The following is a 14484-nucleotide window of genomic DNA, read 5'->3' on the forward strand; positions in this document are numbered from 1 at the left end:
CCCACATCGATCTCGGCCACGTCATCAGCGCGCGATGTCACCGCCCGTGGTAGCGGAACTCCCTCCGCTCCGGGTCGTCCCTGCCTGACCCGTCCAGCCGTACCTGTTCCCCCGCGTGTCGAAGGGCGATGACGCATGCCTGCACTACCCCGGGTTACCCTCCGCGTGAAACGGCCGGCCCTGCGGGCCACGCTGGCCGTACCGATCCTGGCGCTCCTGGCCGCGTGCAGCGGCGGCGGCACCGGGCAGGCCGCGCAGGGCCTGGCGCCGGACGCGGCGCTGCCCACCAAGGTCCCGCAGGGGACCAAACTGATCATCGGTGATCCGCAGACCAAGGTCGCCCTGCAACTGTCCGGCCAGATCGGCAAGTTCTCCTTCCCCGTCGAGTGGGCCAACATCAGCGGCGGCCCGCAGACCACCGAGGCGTTCCGGGCCGACGCGCTCGACGTGGGGGCCGTCGCGGAGATCCCGCCCATCCACGCGACCTGGACCGGGCTGCCGGTCAAGATCGTCGCCTCCCGGTACCGCAAGGACCCCATCGGCCACCCCATCTACGAGGTCGGCATCGCCCCCGGGTCGGGCATCACCACGCTCGCCGGCCTGCGCGGCAAGCGGATCGCCTACAGCCCCGGCCAGGCGCAGGGCGCGCTGGTGCTGCGGATACTCAAGAAGGCCGGGCTGACCAGGAACGACGTGAAGCTGGTCGAGCTGCCGAGCACCGGCGACGTCTATCCCAACGCGCTGGCGAGCAAGCAGGTCGACGCCGCGCCTCTCGGCGGGGTGCTGATCAAGCGGTACCTCGCCAAGTTCGGCCACGACGGCGCGATAACGCTCAAGCACGGCATCCGCGACGACCCCGCTCACCTGTACGTGCGCGCGGTCACCCTCCAGGACCCGGCCAAGGCCGCGGCCGTCAGGGAGTACGTCGCGGCCTGGGCCAAAGCCTGGCGCTGGGTCTACGAGCACCCCGACGAGTGGATCGCCGGCTACTACGTGAAGGACCAGGGCCTGAGCGCCGCCGACGGACGCTACCTGGTCGACTCCTCCGGAGAGCCGGACTTCCCCGGCGACTGGAGCGATGCCATCGCCCGCCACCAGGAGACCATCGAGCTGCTGGCCGCCGACACCGGCAACGAAGTGATCAACGCGAAGGACCTCTACGACCTGCGTTACCAGTCCGTCGGCGCCGACGCCTTGAAGGAGGGCGCCTGATGGCCACCTCGCTGCTCACCCCCACCGCCCCGGCCGCCGCGCCGCGGACATCCCCGGGCGCGGCCCGGCGCCGGCTCGGCCCCGGCCGGCCGATCAGGTTCGGCCTGCTCATCGGGCCGGGACTGCTGCTCGCCCTGTGGAGCGTGGGTTCACTCACCGGCGGGCTGGACCCCCGGGTGCTCCCGGCCCCCTGGACGGTGATCACCACCACCATCGAGCTGATCGAGAACGGCCGCCTCCAGGAGAACCTGCTCGCCTCGGTGCGCCGGGTCGGCCTCGGCCTGGCCATCGGCGTGCCCGGCGGGGTGGCGCTGGCCCTGTTGTCCGGCCTGAGCAGGTACGGCGAGGCGCTGATCGACGGCCCGGTCCAGATCAAGCGGGCGATCCCGGCCCTGGCCATCATGCCGCTGCTGATCCTCTGGCTCGGCATCGGCGAGGTCATGAAGGTCACCGTGATCGCGCTCGGCGTACTGGTCCCGATCTACGTCCACACCCACAACGGGCTGCGCGCGATCGACAGCCGCTACGTGGAGCTGGCCGCCACCGTCGGCCTCGGGCGGGCCGCGTTCATCCGGCGGGTCGTGCTGCCGGGGGCGCTGCCCGGGTTCCTGCTCGGCATGCGGTTCGCGGTCACCGTCTCCTGGCTGCACCTGGTGGTCGCGGAGCTGATCAACTCCACCAGCGGCATCGGCTACATGATGGACCTGGCCCGGACGTACGGGCAGACCGACGTGATCCTCGTCGGCATCGTCCTATACGGCCTGCTCGGCCTCTTCTCTGACGCGGCGGTCCGGCTCGTGGAAAGGAGGGCCCTTTCGTGGCGGCGCACGCTGGCGGGCTGACGGCGGATGCGGCCGTGGCGGCGGTCCAGGTGTCAGGGCTGACCAGGAGGTTCGGCGAACGTACCGTGCTCGACGGGCTGGACTTGGAGATCGCGCCCGGTGAGTTCGTGGCGCTGCTCGGCCAGAGCGGATCGGGCAAGAGCACGCTGCTGCGCGCCCTGGCCGGCCTGGACGCCGACGGCGAGGGCGAGGGGCGGGTGAGCGTGCCCGCGCGGGTGTCGGTGGTCTTCCAGGACGCCCGGCTGCTGCCCTGGCAGCGGGTGCTGGACAACGTGGTGCTCGGGCTGCCCGGCGACCAGGCCGGACGCGGCGCGGCGAGCCTCGGCGAGGTCGGCCTGGCCGGGCGCGAGCGGGCCTGGCCGAACCAGCTCTCCGGCGGTGAGCAGCAGCGGGTGGCGCTCGCCAGGTCGCTGGTACGCGAACCGGAGCTGCTGCTGGCCGACGAGCCGTTCGGCGCGCTCGACGCGCTCACCCGGATCAAGATGCACACGCTGCTGCGCCGGTTGTGCGACCGGCACCGGCCGGCCGTACTGCTGGTCACGCACGATGTGGACGAATCGATCGTGCTCGCCGACCGGGTGCTGGTGCTGTCCGCCGGCCGGATCGCGGCCGAGACCCGGATCGACATCGAACAGCCGCGGGATTCGGCCGACCCGAGGTTCGCCGAGATCCGTACCAGGCTGCTGGCCGCACTCGGCGTGACAAGAGAAACGGACAAATCGTGAGCCGACCATCAAACCGCCAGTTAACCCTCAATCTCTTCATTTACCCGGGCGGTCATCACGAAGCCGCCTGGCGGCATCCGAGTTCGGACGCGCGCCGGCTTCTTGACATCACCTATTACCAGGAGCTGGCCCGGCAGGCGGAGGCGGCGAAGCTGGACGCGGTCTTCCTGGCCGACGGGCCCTCGCTGCCGGAGAACGTCCGGTACGCGAGCAGGTTCCGGCTGGAGCCGATCACCCTGCTGACCGGGGTGGCGACCGCCACCGAGCGGATCGGCCTGATCGCGACGGCCTCCACGACCTACCTTGAGCCGTACAACCTCGCCCGCCTGTTCGCCTCGCTCGACCACATCAGCCGGGGCAGGGCGGGCTGGAACATCGTGACCACCGGCGCGTCGCAGGCCGCCGCCAACTTCGGGCTGGAGACGCACCCGGTACACGCCGACCGGTACGCCAGGGCCAGGGAGTTCCTGGAAGCCGTCACCGCCCTGTGGGACAGCTGGGAGGACGACGCCCTGGTCATCGACCGGGAGAGCGGGATCTTCGCGGACACCTCCAAGATCCACCGCATCGACCACGCCGGGGCGCTGCTGCGCGTCGCCGGGCCGCTGAACGTCCCGCGCTCCCCGCAGGGCAGGCCCGTCTACGTGCAGGCGGGCTCCTCGAAAGACGGCAGGGCCTTCGCCGCCGCCTACGCCGAGGCGATCTTCACCGCCCACCAGACGCTCGGCGACGCCCGCGACTTCTACGCCGACATCAAGGCCAGGGTCAAGAGCGAGGGCCGCGACCCCGACCAGGTCAGGGTGCTGCCGGGGATCAGCCCGTTCATCGGCTCCACCGAGGCCGAGGCGCTGGAGCTTCAGGAGGAGTTCGACGAGCTGATCCAGCCGGAGTACTCCCTGCACCAGCTCGACCAGCTCCTCGGGGTGGACCTGCGCGGGTACGACCTGGACGGGCCGTTCCCCGCGGACGTGCTGCCCACCACCGGCGACCGGCAGGAGAGCAGCCGCTTCAAGCTGGTGGCCGACATCGTGCGGCGCGAGGCCCCGACGATCCGGCAGTTGCTGCGCAGGCTGGCCGGGGCGCGGGGGCACTGGGTGACGGCGGGCGCCCCCGAGCAGATCGCCGACCGGATCGAGGAGTGGTTCACCGGCAGCGCGGCCGACGGGTTCAACATAATGCCGCCGTACCTGCCCGGCGGCTTCGACGCGTTCACCGGCCACGTGGTCCCCATTCTGCGGAAACGGGGCCTGTTCCGGACCGAGTACGAGGGCTCCACACTTCGCGAACACTATGGGCTCCAGCGCCCGCCGAGTCGTTTCGGCGCAGCGCTCCGAGGGGCCGAAAACCGCTGGTAGAGTAACGTTTCCTGGCACGTTCCAACACGCCCGTTGCCGAAGCCTCGCGCAGGCGGTAGAAGAAGTGACGGCAGTGAATCGGGGGCGCTTATTCGTACCCTCCGGCAGGGATGGGAGCGGGATACCCGTGAGCAGGAAATTAGCGGTCATCACCCCGAGCTACGGACCGGACTCGGAGCTTTTCGGCGAGCTCCACCGGTCCGTGCTCCACCACACGTCACAAGACACCGTCCACCACGTCATCGTGCCCACCGCGGACCAGGCGGTGTTCGCCAGGTTCGCGGGCCCGCGGTGCCGGATCTGGACCGAACCCGAGCTTCTCCCCCGCCGCTATGTCCGCGTTCCTCGCAGCGGACTGTGGGCCAATCTGCGCAGACCATGGCCACCTGTGCGCGGCTGGGTCATCCAGCAGGCGCTCAAGATAGCCGCCGCCGCGCACGTGGACGCCGATGTGGCGCTACTGCTCGACTCCGACGTCGTGCTGGTGCGGCCGACCCGCGCGGAGAGCTTCACCACCGACGACCGGCTGTGCCTTTACCGGCTCGAAGACGGCGTACACGCGGGAATGGACCGGCATATCAAGTGGCACCACGCGGCGCGCGGCCTTTTGGGCCTGCCCGCCACCCGGGCGCTGCCGCTCCCCGATTACGTCAGTTCGCTCAACTTCTGGGACCCGGCCCTCGTGCGGGAGATGCAGGAACGCATCACGAAGGTCACCGGGCGGCACTGGATGGACGCCTTCAACTCGCACCTGCACATTTCCGAGTTCATCCTTTACGGGGTCTTCGTGGACGAGGTCGTGGGCGCGGCGGCGGGCCGCCCGCCGTACACCGACTCGGTGTGCCACAACCGCTGGGACGACACCCCGCTCGACCTCGCCGCCGCCCTCGACTTCGCCGACCGGCTGACCCCGTCCGCGGTCGGGATGATGATCTCGGCCAAGTCCCGCACCCCGTGGGACGTCCGGCTCGCCGCCGTGCAGCGCTGCGCGCAGGTGGCCGGGGGCTGACCGCGCCGATCCGCGTACGCCCTGCCCGCCTCCCCCCGGCGGGGCGTTCGGACACGACCTGCTACGGTGACCCATGACGCGGGGTGCCCGGCGCGCCGGGCTGAGATCACACCCGTAGAACCTGCTCTAGTTCGGACTAGCGAAGGGACGTCACCGTGGGTGAGGGTTCGTTCTGCACTGAGGTCTGGCAGCGCACCGCGAAGCTGGTGCGGGCCATCCACGAGCACCCGTTCAACACCGCGCTCGGCGCGGGCACGCTCGACCGCGACAAGTTCGCGTTCTACATCGTCCAGGACGCCCGCTATCTGGAGGCGTTCTCCAAGGCGCTGGCCACCGCCTCCACGCGCGCGGGCGACGTCGACGAGGCGGCCTTCTACGCGCAGAGCGCGAACACCGCGCTGACCGCGGAGGCGTCGCTGCACGCCGGTTACATCGAGGAGTACGGCCTGAGCCCGGACGACCTGTCCGGGATCGCGACGTCGCCGACCTGCCTCGGCTACTCCTCGTACTTGCAGGCCACCGCGCTGTCGGCGCCCTACCCGGTGCTCGCGGCGGCGGTCCTCCCCTGCTTCTGGGTCTACCAGGACGTGGGCGAGGCGCTGCTGGAGCGTACCGCCGGCGCCGCCGACCACCCCTACCGCGCCTGGATCTCCACCTACGCCGACCCGGCGTTCGCCGAGTCGGTCACCCAGGCCAAGGAGATCACCGACCGGCTGGCCGCGGCGGCCGGCCCGCAGACGCGCGAACAGATGGTCCACGCCTTCTGCCGGGCCACCGAGTACGAGTGGATGTTCTGGGACAGCGCGTGGCGGCAGGAGACCTGGCCCACCGCGGAGTGGGTCTCGCTCTGAACCGACCCCGAGTCGGGGGCCGCTGTCGATATCCGGCGCGCCCAGGGATGCGTACCAAGATTGTTCGCGGAGCGTAACCGTCCGGATACTTATGGTGACCACTTCCTGATCGGTAGACATGGCGGGTGACCGAAGGTCTATCGCGGAAAGGAGCGCGGTCCCATGAGCGCGACAGATATCCGGCCTGCCCGGCAGTCCCGGTTTCCCGACCCCCAAGCCTGACGGGCGGGGGAACAACGGTGCGAGGGGAGCCGTGGTTCGCCGTCCTTCCCGACGGGGCGGCCGGGGCCGCCGCGGCAGGGGCGCTGCGCCCGTGGGCGAGCGGTGTGATCGATCACGCGTCCGGCCGTCCGTGGCTGGTCGGCGAGTGGCCGTGTGATCAGATCCGCCACGCCCGCGCGGGCTCGGCGCAGGTGGCGGTGCTCGGGCGATGCCCGGTCACCACCGCCGACCTGGCGCGGCGGCTGGACCGGATACGTGATCTGAACGAGGTGGAACGCGTGGTCGCGGGGCTGCCCGGCAGCTTCCACCTGATCGCCGCGGTCGGCGGCAGGGTGCGAGCCCGGGGCAGCGCCTCGGCGGTGCGCCGGATATTCCAGGCCCGGGTGGCGGGCGTGACGGTGGCGGCCAGCCGCTCCGACGTGCTGGCCACGGTGACCGGCGCGCCGGTCGACGAGGGCGTCCTCGCCGCGCGGCTGCTGCCGTACTGCGCGGCCTGGCCGCTCCAGCAGGCGGGGGTGTGGCGCGGCGTCACCGGGGTGCCGCCCGACCACTGCCTGATCCTGGAGCCGGACGGCACGGCGACGCTGCGCCGCTGGTGGAGTCCGCCGGAGCCGGCGCTGCCGCTGGCCGAGGGCGCGGAGGCGGTGCGCGACGCGCTGGTCGCGGCGGTCGGCTCCTGCGCGAAGGGCGGTTCCCACTACGGCGACACGATCAGCGCCGACCTGTCCGGCGGGCTCGACTCCACCGCTCTGTGCTTCCTGGCCGGGCGCGGCTCGGGCCGCCTGGTGACCATTCATCGCCAGGGCGCCGACATCGGCCCCAGCGGGTCGGGCGACACGGTGTGGGCGCGCCGGGCCGCCGCGGCGCTGCCCAACGCCAGGCACCTCACGGCCGGGCGCGACGACGTCCCGCCGTGGTTCGGCGGGCTGACCGAGCCCCGGCAGGCCCTGGAGGAGCCCCCCGGCTGGGTGCGTGACACCGCGCGGATCGCCTACGTGACCGACCGGCTGATCGCGGCCGGTTCCTACCTGCACCTGACGGGGGTGGGCGGCGACGAGTTGTTCTCGGTCCAGCCGTCCTATCTGCACGATCTCGTCCGGCGCCGGCCGCTGACCGCGCTCGCGCACCTGCGCGGCCACCGCATGCCGTGGTGGCGGGCGCTGCGGGAGCTGGCCGAGCGCGACTCGCACGCCGCGTGGCTGGCGGCGTGCGCGGGCGGCCTGAGCAGCGAGCCCGCGTCCGGCGGCGCGCTCGCGCTGACCTGGGGCACGCCGCCGCGGATGCCCGTGTGGGCCACCGGGCAGGCGGTCCAGGCGGCCCGTGGCGTGCTGTCCGGGATCGCCGACGACGAGCCGCCGCCGCTGTGCCGGCGCCGGGCCCAGCACGCGGCCCTGCTCCAGGCGCGTACGGCGGGCGCCGGGCTCCGGCAGGTCGAGCAGGCCACCGTCCGCCTCGGGCTGCCCTACGCCGCGCCCTACCTGGACGACGCCGTGATCGAGGCGGCGCTGTCGGTACGTCCGCACGAACGCGGCGCGCCCGGCCTGCGCAAGCCGCTGCTCGCCGCCGCGATGGACGGGCTGGTGCCGCGGCCCTTCCTCGGCCGCCCGCCGCGCAGCGGGCCCGCCGCCGAGTTCTACGCGGGGCTGCGCCGGCACCGCACGGAGTTGATGGACCTGTTCTCCTCCTCGCTGCTCGCCCGGCTCGGGCTGATCGACCCCGCGGCGCTGCGGGCCGCCCTCACCGGGCCACGGCCGCCGCTGCACGCCGTCGCCCCGCTGTCGCGGACCCTCGCCTGCGAGATCTGGCTGCGCTCGCTGTCGGGGCGGGAGCGGATGTCCGCGATGGCGATCGGAGGACGCTGATGCCGCCCGTGACCTGCGCGCCCGCGCCGCCACCGGCCTCATGAACGGCCCGACCGAGCACGCCCGGCCGGGGGCGTGATGGCACCCGACACCACCCACCACCGCCGGACCGGCCTGCACCGGCGCAACGCGCCCTGGGGGGCCTCGCCCGCCGTCTACACCCGGGCGCTGGCCAAGTCCTACCGGAGCGTGCCCGCCGTGGCCGGGATCGATCTCAGCGTGGAGGCCGGCGAGCTGTTCGCGTTCGTCGGCCCCAACGGGGCGGGCAAGTCCACCACCATGGCCATGCTGTGCACGCTGCTGCGCCCGACCACGGGCCAGGCGCGGGTGGCGGGGGTCGACGTCCTCGCCGACCCGATGGAGGTCAGGCGGCGCATCGGCCTGGTCCTCCAGGACTCGGCGTGCGACGGCGACCTCACCGTCGCCGAGCATCTGCGCTTCCACGCCGCGCTGCACGGCATGGGCAGGCACGAGACCCGCCGCCGCATGGACGAGGCGCTCGACCTGCTCGGCCTGTACGACGAGCGCGAAATCCGGGCGCGGGCCCTGTCGGGCGGCGGCAGACGCCGCCTGGCCATCGCCCGCGGGCTGCTCACCTCCCCGCAGGTGCTGTTCCTGGACGAGCCCACCCGGGGGCTCGATCCCGCCGCCCGCGCCCAGGTCTGGGAGCACCTGCTCCAGCTCCGCCGGCACAGGGCCCTCACCATGTTCCTGACCACCCACTACCTGGAGGAGGCCGACCACTGCGACCACGTCGGCATCATCGACGGCGGCCGGCTGCTCGCCCATGACACGCCCGCGGCGCTGCGCGCGGCGCTCGGCACCGACCGGGTGCATCTGCGGACCGCCGACGACCGCACCGCCGCGATGTTGCTGGCGCAGCGGATGGGCGTGTCGGCCACCCGCGGCCCGGACGGCCTGCACCTGCGGCTTCCCGACGCGGCGGCGGCGATCCCGCGGCTGTGCGCCGAGTTGCGCGTCCCCGTGCTGTCGGTCGAGGTCAGGCGGCCGGGGATGGACGAGGTCTTCCTGCACTACACCGGCCAGAGAATGGGAGGGTCCCCGGCATGATCTGGATCGGCCGCGCCGGAGCGCGGCGGCGGATGCTGTGGGAGACGAGGGCCGCCGGGGTGGTCTGGCGGCGGGAGATCCTGCGCTGCCTGCGCAACCCCGCCCAGGTGGCGCTGGTCCTCTCCCAGCCGCTGATCTACCTGGTGGTGCTGGGCACCGGGCTCGGCTCGCTCATCCCGGACGCCCCGCCGGTCGGCGACTACCGCACCTACCTGTTCCCCGGCGTGCTGGTGATGACGGTCTACCTGCCGGCCGTCGCCACGGGGGTGTCCATCGCCATCGACAGGGAGACCGGCTTCCTGCGCGAGATGCTGGTCGCCCCGGTACACCGGGCCAGCCTGCTGGCGGGGCGGTGCGCGGGCGGCACGACGGTCGCCGCCTGCCAGGGCGCGCTGGTGCTGGCGCTGGCGGGGGTGGCCCGGCTGCCCTACGACCCGGCGCTGCTGGTGGCACTGGCGGCGGAGCTGACGCTCATCGCGTTCACCATGACCACGCTGGTCACGCTGCTGGCGGTGTCGGTCGGCCGGCGGCAGACCCTGCACGCCGTGCTCGGGTTCACGCTCACCCCGATGATCTTCCTGTCGGGGGCGCTGTTCCCGGTGTCCGGCCTGCCGTCCTGGCTCGCCGGCCTGGCGCTGGCCAACCCGCTCACGTACGTGATCGACCCGCTGCGGCAGACCATCGCGCCCTACCTGAACGGCCGGGTGTCCATGACCACGGGGCAGCCGGCGGCGGTCCGCGAACTGGCCGTGACGGCGGTCGTGGGGCTGCTGGCCCTGCTGCTGGCGGCCCGCCGGATGGCGAGGGCCGGGTGAGGACGCGAAGGGGGCGCGTGCCGTCCTGCCCGCCTACAGTGGGGGTGTGCTGCCGGTGAGGCGGACATGAAGCGCGCGCTGGCGGCGCTGGTGCTGCTGGCCGGCGGGCTGTTCGCGCTCGCCCCCGAGACCTCGGCCTCCGCCGTGCGCCGGGCCGGGTTCGTCTCCGGCGGGGCCTATCTGATCGTCGAGTTCCTCGACGACGACCTGGTCCACTTCGAGCTGTCGGCGGCCGGGCCGAGCCCGGGCACCGACAAGCCGCTGTTCGTCACCCCGCAGGTCGCCGAGACCGGCTATCCGGGGCCGAGCGACTTCGCCAGGAACGGCGACACGTTCACCACACCGGGCCTGCGGGTCGAGGTCGCGCCCGCGTCGCTGTGCGTCACGGTCCACGACGCGGCCGGGCGGCTGCTGCACCAGGCGTGCCCGCGCAACCTCGACCAGCCGTGGAAGGGGCTGACCATCACCAGGGGCGGCGTCCAGCACGCCTACGGCCTGGGCGAGCAGTTCCCGCGCGGCGGCACCGCCGACGGCGACTGGGTGGGCCGCGTCCGCACGCCGGGCGGGCCGTACGGCAACGCCATGGTCTTCGACCCCGACAACGGGCCGGTCGGCAACGCGCAGATCCCGGTGCTGTTCGCGGTGGGCGCGGCGGGCCTCAACTACGGGATGTTCCTGGACCAGGCCCACAGGCAGCAGTGGGACCTCACCGGCGACCCGTGGACCGTCGAGACCTCGGGAGATCGACTCCGCTGGTACATCATGACCGGCCCCGACCTTCCCGACCTGCGGCGCGACTACATGGAGCTGACCGGCCGGCCGCCGGTGCCGCCGCGCAAGGCGTTCGGCATGTGGGTGTCGGAATACGGGTTCGACGACTGGGCGGAGGTCGACGACCGGCTGAACGGCCTGCGCGCCGCGCGGTTCCCGGTGGACGGGTTCGTGCTCGACCTGCAGTGGTTCGGCGGGGTGCGCGAGGGCGCCGACGACACCCGGATGGGCTCGCTGACCTGGGACCTGACGAGGTTCCCCGACCCGGCCGGGCGCATCGCCCGATACGAGGCCGAGCAGGGCGTCGGGCTGATCCCGATCGAGGAGTCCTACGTCGGCAGGGCGCTGCCCGAGCACGCCGACCTCGCCGGGCGCGGCTTCCTGGTCAGGGCCGGCTGCGCCACCTGCCCGCCGGTCTACCTGGCCCAGGACGACAAGGACTGGTGGGGCAGGGGCGGCATGATCGACTGGACGCTCGGCGCGGCGGGCGACCACTGGCACGCCGTCAAACGCAAGCCGCTGATCGACCAGGGCGTCCTCGGCCACTGGCTGGACCTCGGCGAGCCGGAGATCTACGACGCGGGCGACTGGACGGCCGGGTCGCTGCCGGGCGAGCACGCCCACGCCGGCTACCACAACCTCTACAACCTGGCGTGGGCGGCGAGCGTGGCCCGGGGGTATGCGGCCGAGCCGCGCCGGCCGTTCCTGCTGACCCGCTCGGGCGCGGCCGGCATCCAGCGGTACGGCGCGGCGATGTGGTCGGCCGACATCGGCTCCCGGCTGACCGCGCTGGCCGACCAGCAGAACGCCCAGATGCACATGTCGATGTCCGGGATCGACTACTTCGGCTCCGACATCGGCGGCTTCCGCCGCGAGATGCTCGACTCCGACCTGTCCGAGCTTTACACCCAGTGGTTCGCCGACGCCGCGTGGTTCGAGGTGCCGATCCGCCCGCACACGGAGAACCTCTGCAACTGCTTCCAGACCTCCCCCGACCGGGTCGGCCACACCGCGAGCAACCTCGCCAACCTGCGGCGGCGCTATGAGCTGACGCCCTACTACTACTCGCTGGCGCACCGGGCGCACCGCACCGGGGAGCCGCTGGTGCCGCCGCTGGTCTACCACCACCAGGACGACCCCAATGTGCGGGAGCTGGGCCATGAGAAGCTGATCGGCCGTGACCTGCTGGTCGGCGTGGTGGCCGGGCGCGGCGAGCGGGAGCGCGACGTCTACCTTCCGGCGGGCGTCTGGTACGACTACTACTCCGGCGCGCGGACGGAGAGCGCCGGGCAGTGGACGGGCCGCCGGCCGCTGTGGGTGGACGGGGAGTTCCGGCTGCCGGCGTACGCCAGGGCCGGGGCGATCATCCCGAAGATGGCGGTGGACGAGGCGACCATGAACGTCTTCGGCAGGCGCACCGACGGCACTCGCAGGGACGAGCTGATCGTCAGGGTCTATCCCGGCGCGACGGCCTCGGAGTTCACCCTGTACGAAGACGACGGCACGACCACCGGCTACCAGCGGGGCGAGGTCCGCACCACCGCGCTGCGCCAGCAGGTGACGGGGTCCACCGCCACGGTCGCGGTCGGCCCGGCCGAGGGCGACCACCCGGGCGCGGTGCCGGCCCGGCCCAACGTGGTCGAGCTGGCCGGGCGCGCCTCCGCCGTGAGCCTGAACGGCACGCCGCTCCCCCGGCACGCCACGAGAGACGCCTTCGAGGCGGCGGGCAGCGGGTGGTACGACGGCGGGGACGGCTACGTGCTCGCCAAGTCCGCCGCGATGGACGTGGGCGCGGCCAAGACGTTCGTCTTCACTCTGGCGTAGCCGGACACATGCCGCTCCTGCGCCTGACCGCCACCGGCCGGTCCATCGGGAAGGCGACCCACTCGTCGCGCTCGGTGGCCAGCGACCGGCAGTGCCGGTGGATGGCCGCGACGTCGTAGGCCCGGCCCTCCGCGTCCACCCCGATGTAGTTTCCGCAGATGTAGGCGGGCTCCATGACCAGCCAGTCGCCGAGGTCGATCAGCCGCTCCGGGCTCAGGTAATCCTGTACGGCGCGGCGCACGACGTCGCCCTCGCACACGTCGCGGGGATCGTGGATGGTGAGCTGGTGCCACATGCCGTCGATCACGCGTGAAATCCTCCTCTCACCCTCAGTGACCGTCAAGGCGAACGGGAGCACCAAGCGTGACCGGCTCCGGCCACCCGTGATCATGGCGGCCTGGCCAGAAATCTCCTGTTCGCTAAGAAATGCACGCTTTGTAATAGAAAGGGTGATACGCGCGCATTGCCGGGAAGGGAAGAAGCGCCCTCATTGTCTGTGATACCGTGCATTCCGAAGATGCATACCAGAAGTAGTGGAACACGGTATGCTCGGGGGATTATCCAATTTTGTCCGTAGTTTGATTTACGGAATGCTCGGGGCAACGACTCCATAGTGTGAGGTGAATCATGGCCGACACCAGTCCGACGGTGCGGCGCAGGCGGTTGGCCGCCGAGCTTCGCAGACTTAGAAAAGAGTCCGGCCTGACGTCGGAATACGTTGCCCAGCAGGTAGGTCTGGCGCAATCATGGATGAGCCGCGTCGAATCCGGTCGTCAAGGTATCCGGCTGAACGACCTGCGGGTGCTGCTGGACATCTACCACGTCCCGACGGACCAACGCGAGGAGTTGATGACTCTCGCCCGCCAATCCCGGCAACGCGGTTGGTGGCATTCTTATGGCGACGCCATTCCCGAATGGTTTCAGGTCAGAATCGGCCTGGAGGCCGAGGCGACCCGGCTGCGTTCCTACACCGTCGAACTCATCCCCGGGTTGCTGCAGACCGCCGACTACTACCGCAGACTGCTCATCAGCCAATATCCGACGTCCGGATCGAACGACATCGAGCGCATGATCGACTTCCGGCTCGCCCGGCAGGAACGGCTGGTCGGCAACGAGTCCCAGGACCTCTCGTTCATCATCAACGAGGCGTGCCTGCACCGCCTGCGCGCCGACCCGGAGACCAGCCGGGGCCAGCTCGCCCGGCTGACCAAGCTCGCCGAACTGCCCAACGTGGACCTGCGCGTCCTGCCGTTCTCCGCGGGGATGCACACCGGCATCGACGGAGGTTTCGTGCTGCTCGGTTTCGCGCCGCCCGACCCCGACGTCGTCTACATCGAGTATCGACGCAACAGCCTGTTCCTGGAGGACGCCACCCAGGTCGAGAGCTACAACTGCGTTTATCGCGACCTGCACGAGGCATCCCTCAGCCGCGAAGAGACGCATGTTCTCCTGACCGGCTTCGCGAAGAGCGCGGCCGGCTGACAGCCGCCAGAAGGATCGATCATGGACATGATCACAGTGACACCCGAAGAACTGAGAGCCGCCGCATGGCGCAAGTCCAGCCACAGCAACGCGGGCGGAGATTGTGTGGAGACCGCCGTGCTGAACGGCGGAATCGTGGCAGTACGGGACAGCAAGGATCCCGACGGCCCCGTACTGCTGCTCGGCGAGCGACATTTCCGGCGTTTCATCGCCGATATCAAAACCGGACGACTGGAGCGCTGACCGGCCGCCGCCGTACGGGGAGCCCTCCAGGGGGCTCCCCCGCAGGGCGAGCACCGCGCGGCCGGGTCAGGGGCAGGGCTGAAGCGTTCTCGGCTGGTGGGACACATGTGGGCTCGATGAGACCGGGCGGTAAGGGCACCCCTGGGCGCGGATGACAAACGCGACCCCTCATGATCGTTGGGTGTCTACGCCAGTCGATC

General features: G+C 71.6%; 13 protein-coding genes and 1 riboswitch. Of the genes, 12 read left to right on the top strand and 1 reads right to left on the bottom strand.

The window, feature by feature from the left end; translation table 11 throughout:
• Nucleotides 1–165: 165 nt before the first annotated feature.
• The 10 genes from ACH34R_RS28490 to ACH34R_RS28535 all read left to right on the top strand — a co-directional run bounded on the left by ACH34R_RS28490 (nt 166) and on the right by ACH34R_RS28535 (nt 12559).
• Nucleotides 166–1212, top strand: coding sequence for an ABC transporter substrate-binding protein (locus ACH34R_RS28490; protein WP_397564599.1), 1047 nt, complete (start codon nt 166–168; stop codon nt 1210–1212).
• On the top strand, nt 1212–2054 hold the full coding sequence (locus tag ACH34R_RS28495; protein WP_397564600.1) for an ABC transporter permease: 843 nt from the start codon (nt 1212–1214) through the stop codon (nt 2052–2054). Before ACH34R_RS28490 ends, ACH34R_RS28495 begins: the two co-directional genes overlap by 1 nt.
• The gene (locus ACH34R_RS28500; protein ID WP_397564601.1) at nt 2030–2779 is read left to right on the top strand and encodes an ABC transporter ATP-binding protein; all 750 of its coding nucleotides are present in this window, start codon (nt 2030–2032) and stop codon (nt 2777–2779) included. The genes ACH34R_RS28495 and ACH34R_RS28500 overlap by 25 nt, the downstream gene beginning before the upstream one ends.
• Nucleotides 2776–4134, top strand: coding sequence for an LLM class flavin-dependent oxidoreductase (locus ACH34R_RS28505; protein WP_397564602.1), 1359 nt, complete (start codon nt 2776–2778; stop codon nt 4132–4134). Before ACH34R_RS28500 ends, ACH34R_RS28505 begins: the two co-directional genes overlap by 4 nt.
• A gap of 127 nt (nt 4135–4261) precedes the next feature.
• A complete protein-coding gene (locus tag ACH34R_RS28510; protein ID WP_397564603.1) occupies nt 4262–5143 on the top strand; it encodes a DUF6492 family protein in 882 nt (293 codons plus the stop codon).
• 69 nt (nt 5144–5212) lie between these two features.
• Nucleotides 5213–5308: riboswitch (TPP riboswitch) on the top strand.
• On the top strand, nt 5299–5994 hold the full coding sequence (gene tenA, locus ACH34R_RS28515; protein ID WP_397564604.1) for a thiaminase II: 696 nt from the start codon (nt 5299–5301) through the stop codon (nt 5992–5994). (Overlaps the previous riboswitch by 10 nt.)
• A 239-nt stretch (nt 5995–6233) precedes the next feature.
• On the top strand, nt 6234–8078 hold the full coding sequence (locus ACH34R_RS28520; protein ID WP_397564605.1) for an asparagine synthase-related protein: 1845 nt from the start codon (nt 6234–6236) through the stop codon (nt 8076–8078).
• Between the two features lie 78 nt (nt 8079–8156).
• The gene (locus ACH34R_RS28525) at nt 8157–9149 is read left to right on the top strand and encodes an ATP-binding cassette domain-containing protein (protein ID WP_397564606.1); all 993 of its coding nucleotides are present in this window, start codon (nt 8157–8159) and stop codon (nt 9147–9149) included.
• Complete coding sequence (locus ACH34R_RS28530) at nt 9146–9964, top strand: ABC transporter permease (RefSeq protein ID WP_397564607.1); 819 nt, start codon at nt 9146–9148, stop codon at nt 9962–9964. The genes ACH34R_RS28525 and ACH34R_RS28530 overlap by 4 nt, the downstream gene beginning before the upstream one ends.
• A 66-nt stretch (nt 9965–10030) precedes the next feature.
• On the top strand, nt 10031–12559 hold the full coding sequence (locus tag ACH34R_RS28535; protein ID WP_397564608.1) for a TIM-barrel domain-containing protein: 2529 nt from the start codon (nt 10031–10033) through the stop codon (nt 12557–12559).
• On the opposite strand, the gene ACH34R_RS28540 is transcribed toward ACH34R_RS28535, so the two are convergent.
• Nucleotides 12546–12866 (bottom strand): hypothetical protein, encoded by a 321-nt coding sequence (locus tag ACH34R_RS28540; protein WP_397564609.1) that lies wholly within the window; start codon nt 12864–12866, stop codon nt 12546–12548. The two genes, ACH34R_RS28535 and ACH34R_RS28540, sit on opposite strands and share 14 nt — an antisense overlap.
• A 320-nt stretch (nt 12867–13186) precedes the next feature.
• Between ACH34R_RS28540 and ACH34R_RS28545 the strand changes: the two genes are divergently transcribed.
• Entirely contained in the window at nt 13187–14041 is an 855-nt protein-coding gene (locus ACH34R_RS28545; protein WP_397564610.1) for a helix-turn-helix domain-containing protein, read from the top strand.
• Between the two features lie 21 nt (nt 14042–14062).
• On the top strand, nt 14063–14284 hold the full coding sequence (locus tag ACH34R_RS28550; protein ID WP_199536762.1) for a DUF397 domain-containing protein: 222 nt from the start codon (nt 14063–14065) through the stop codon (nt 14282–14284).
• Nucleotides 14285–14484: the final 200 nt, after the last annotated feature.

Origin of the sequence: Spongiactinospora sp. 9N601, from assembly GCF_044326295.1 — a bacterium.
Taxonomy (GTDB): Bacteria; Actinomycetota; Actinomycetes; order Streptosporangiales; family Streptosporangiaceae; genus Spongiactinospora; species Spongiactinospora gelatinilytica.

What these genes read in the sequence shown, in the direction of transcription:
- ACH34R_RS28495 (WP_397564600.1), top strand. Translation starts at nt 1,212, where the DNA reads ATGGCCACCTCGCTGCTCACCCCCACCGCCCCGGCCGCCGCGCCGCGG.
- ACH34R_RS28525 (WP_397564606.1), top strand. Translation starts at nt 8,157, where the DNA reads ATGGCACCCGACACCACCCACCACCGCCGGACCGGCCTGCACCGGCGC.
- ACH34R_RS28530 (WP_397564607.1), top strand. Translation starts at nt 9,146, where the DNA reads ATGATCTGGATCGGCCGCGCCGGAGCGCGGCGGCGGATGCTGTGGGAG.
- ACH34R_RS28535 (WP_397564608.1), top strand. Translation starts at nt 10,031, where the DNA reads ATGAAGCGCGCGCTGGCGGCGCTGGTGCTGCTGGCCGGCGGGCTGTTC.
- ACH34R_RS28545 (WP_397564610.1), top strand. Translation starts at nt 13,187, where the DNA reads ATGGCCGACACCAGTCCGACGGTGCGGCGCAGGCGGTTGGCCGCCGAG.
- ACH34R_RS28550 (WP_199536762.1), top strand. Translation starts at nt 14,063, where the DNA reads ATGGACATGATCACAGTGACACCCGAAGAACTGAGAGCCGCCGCATGG.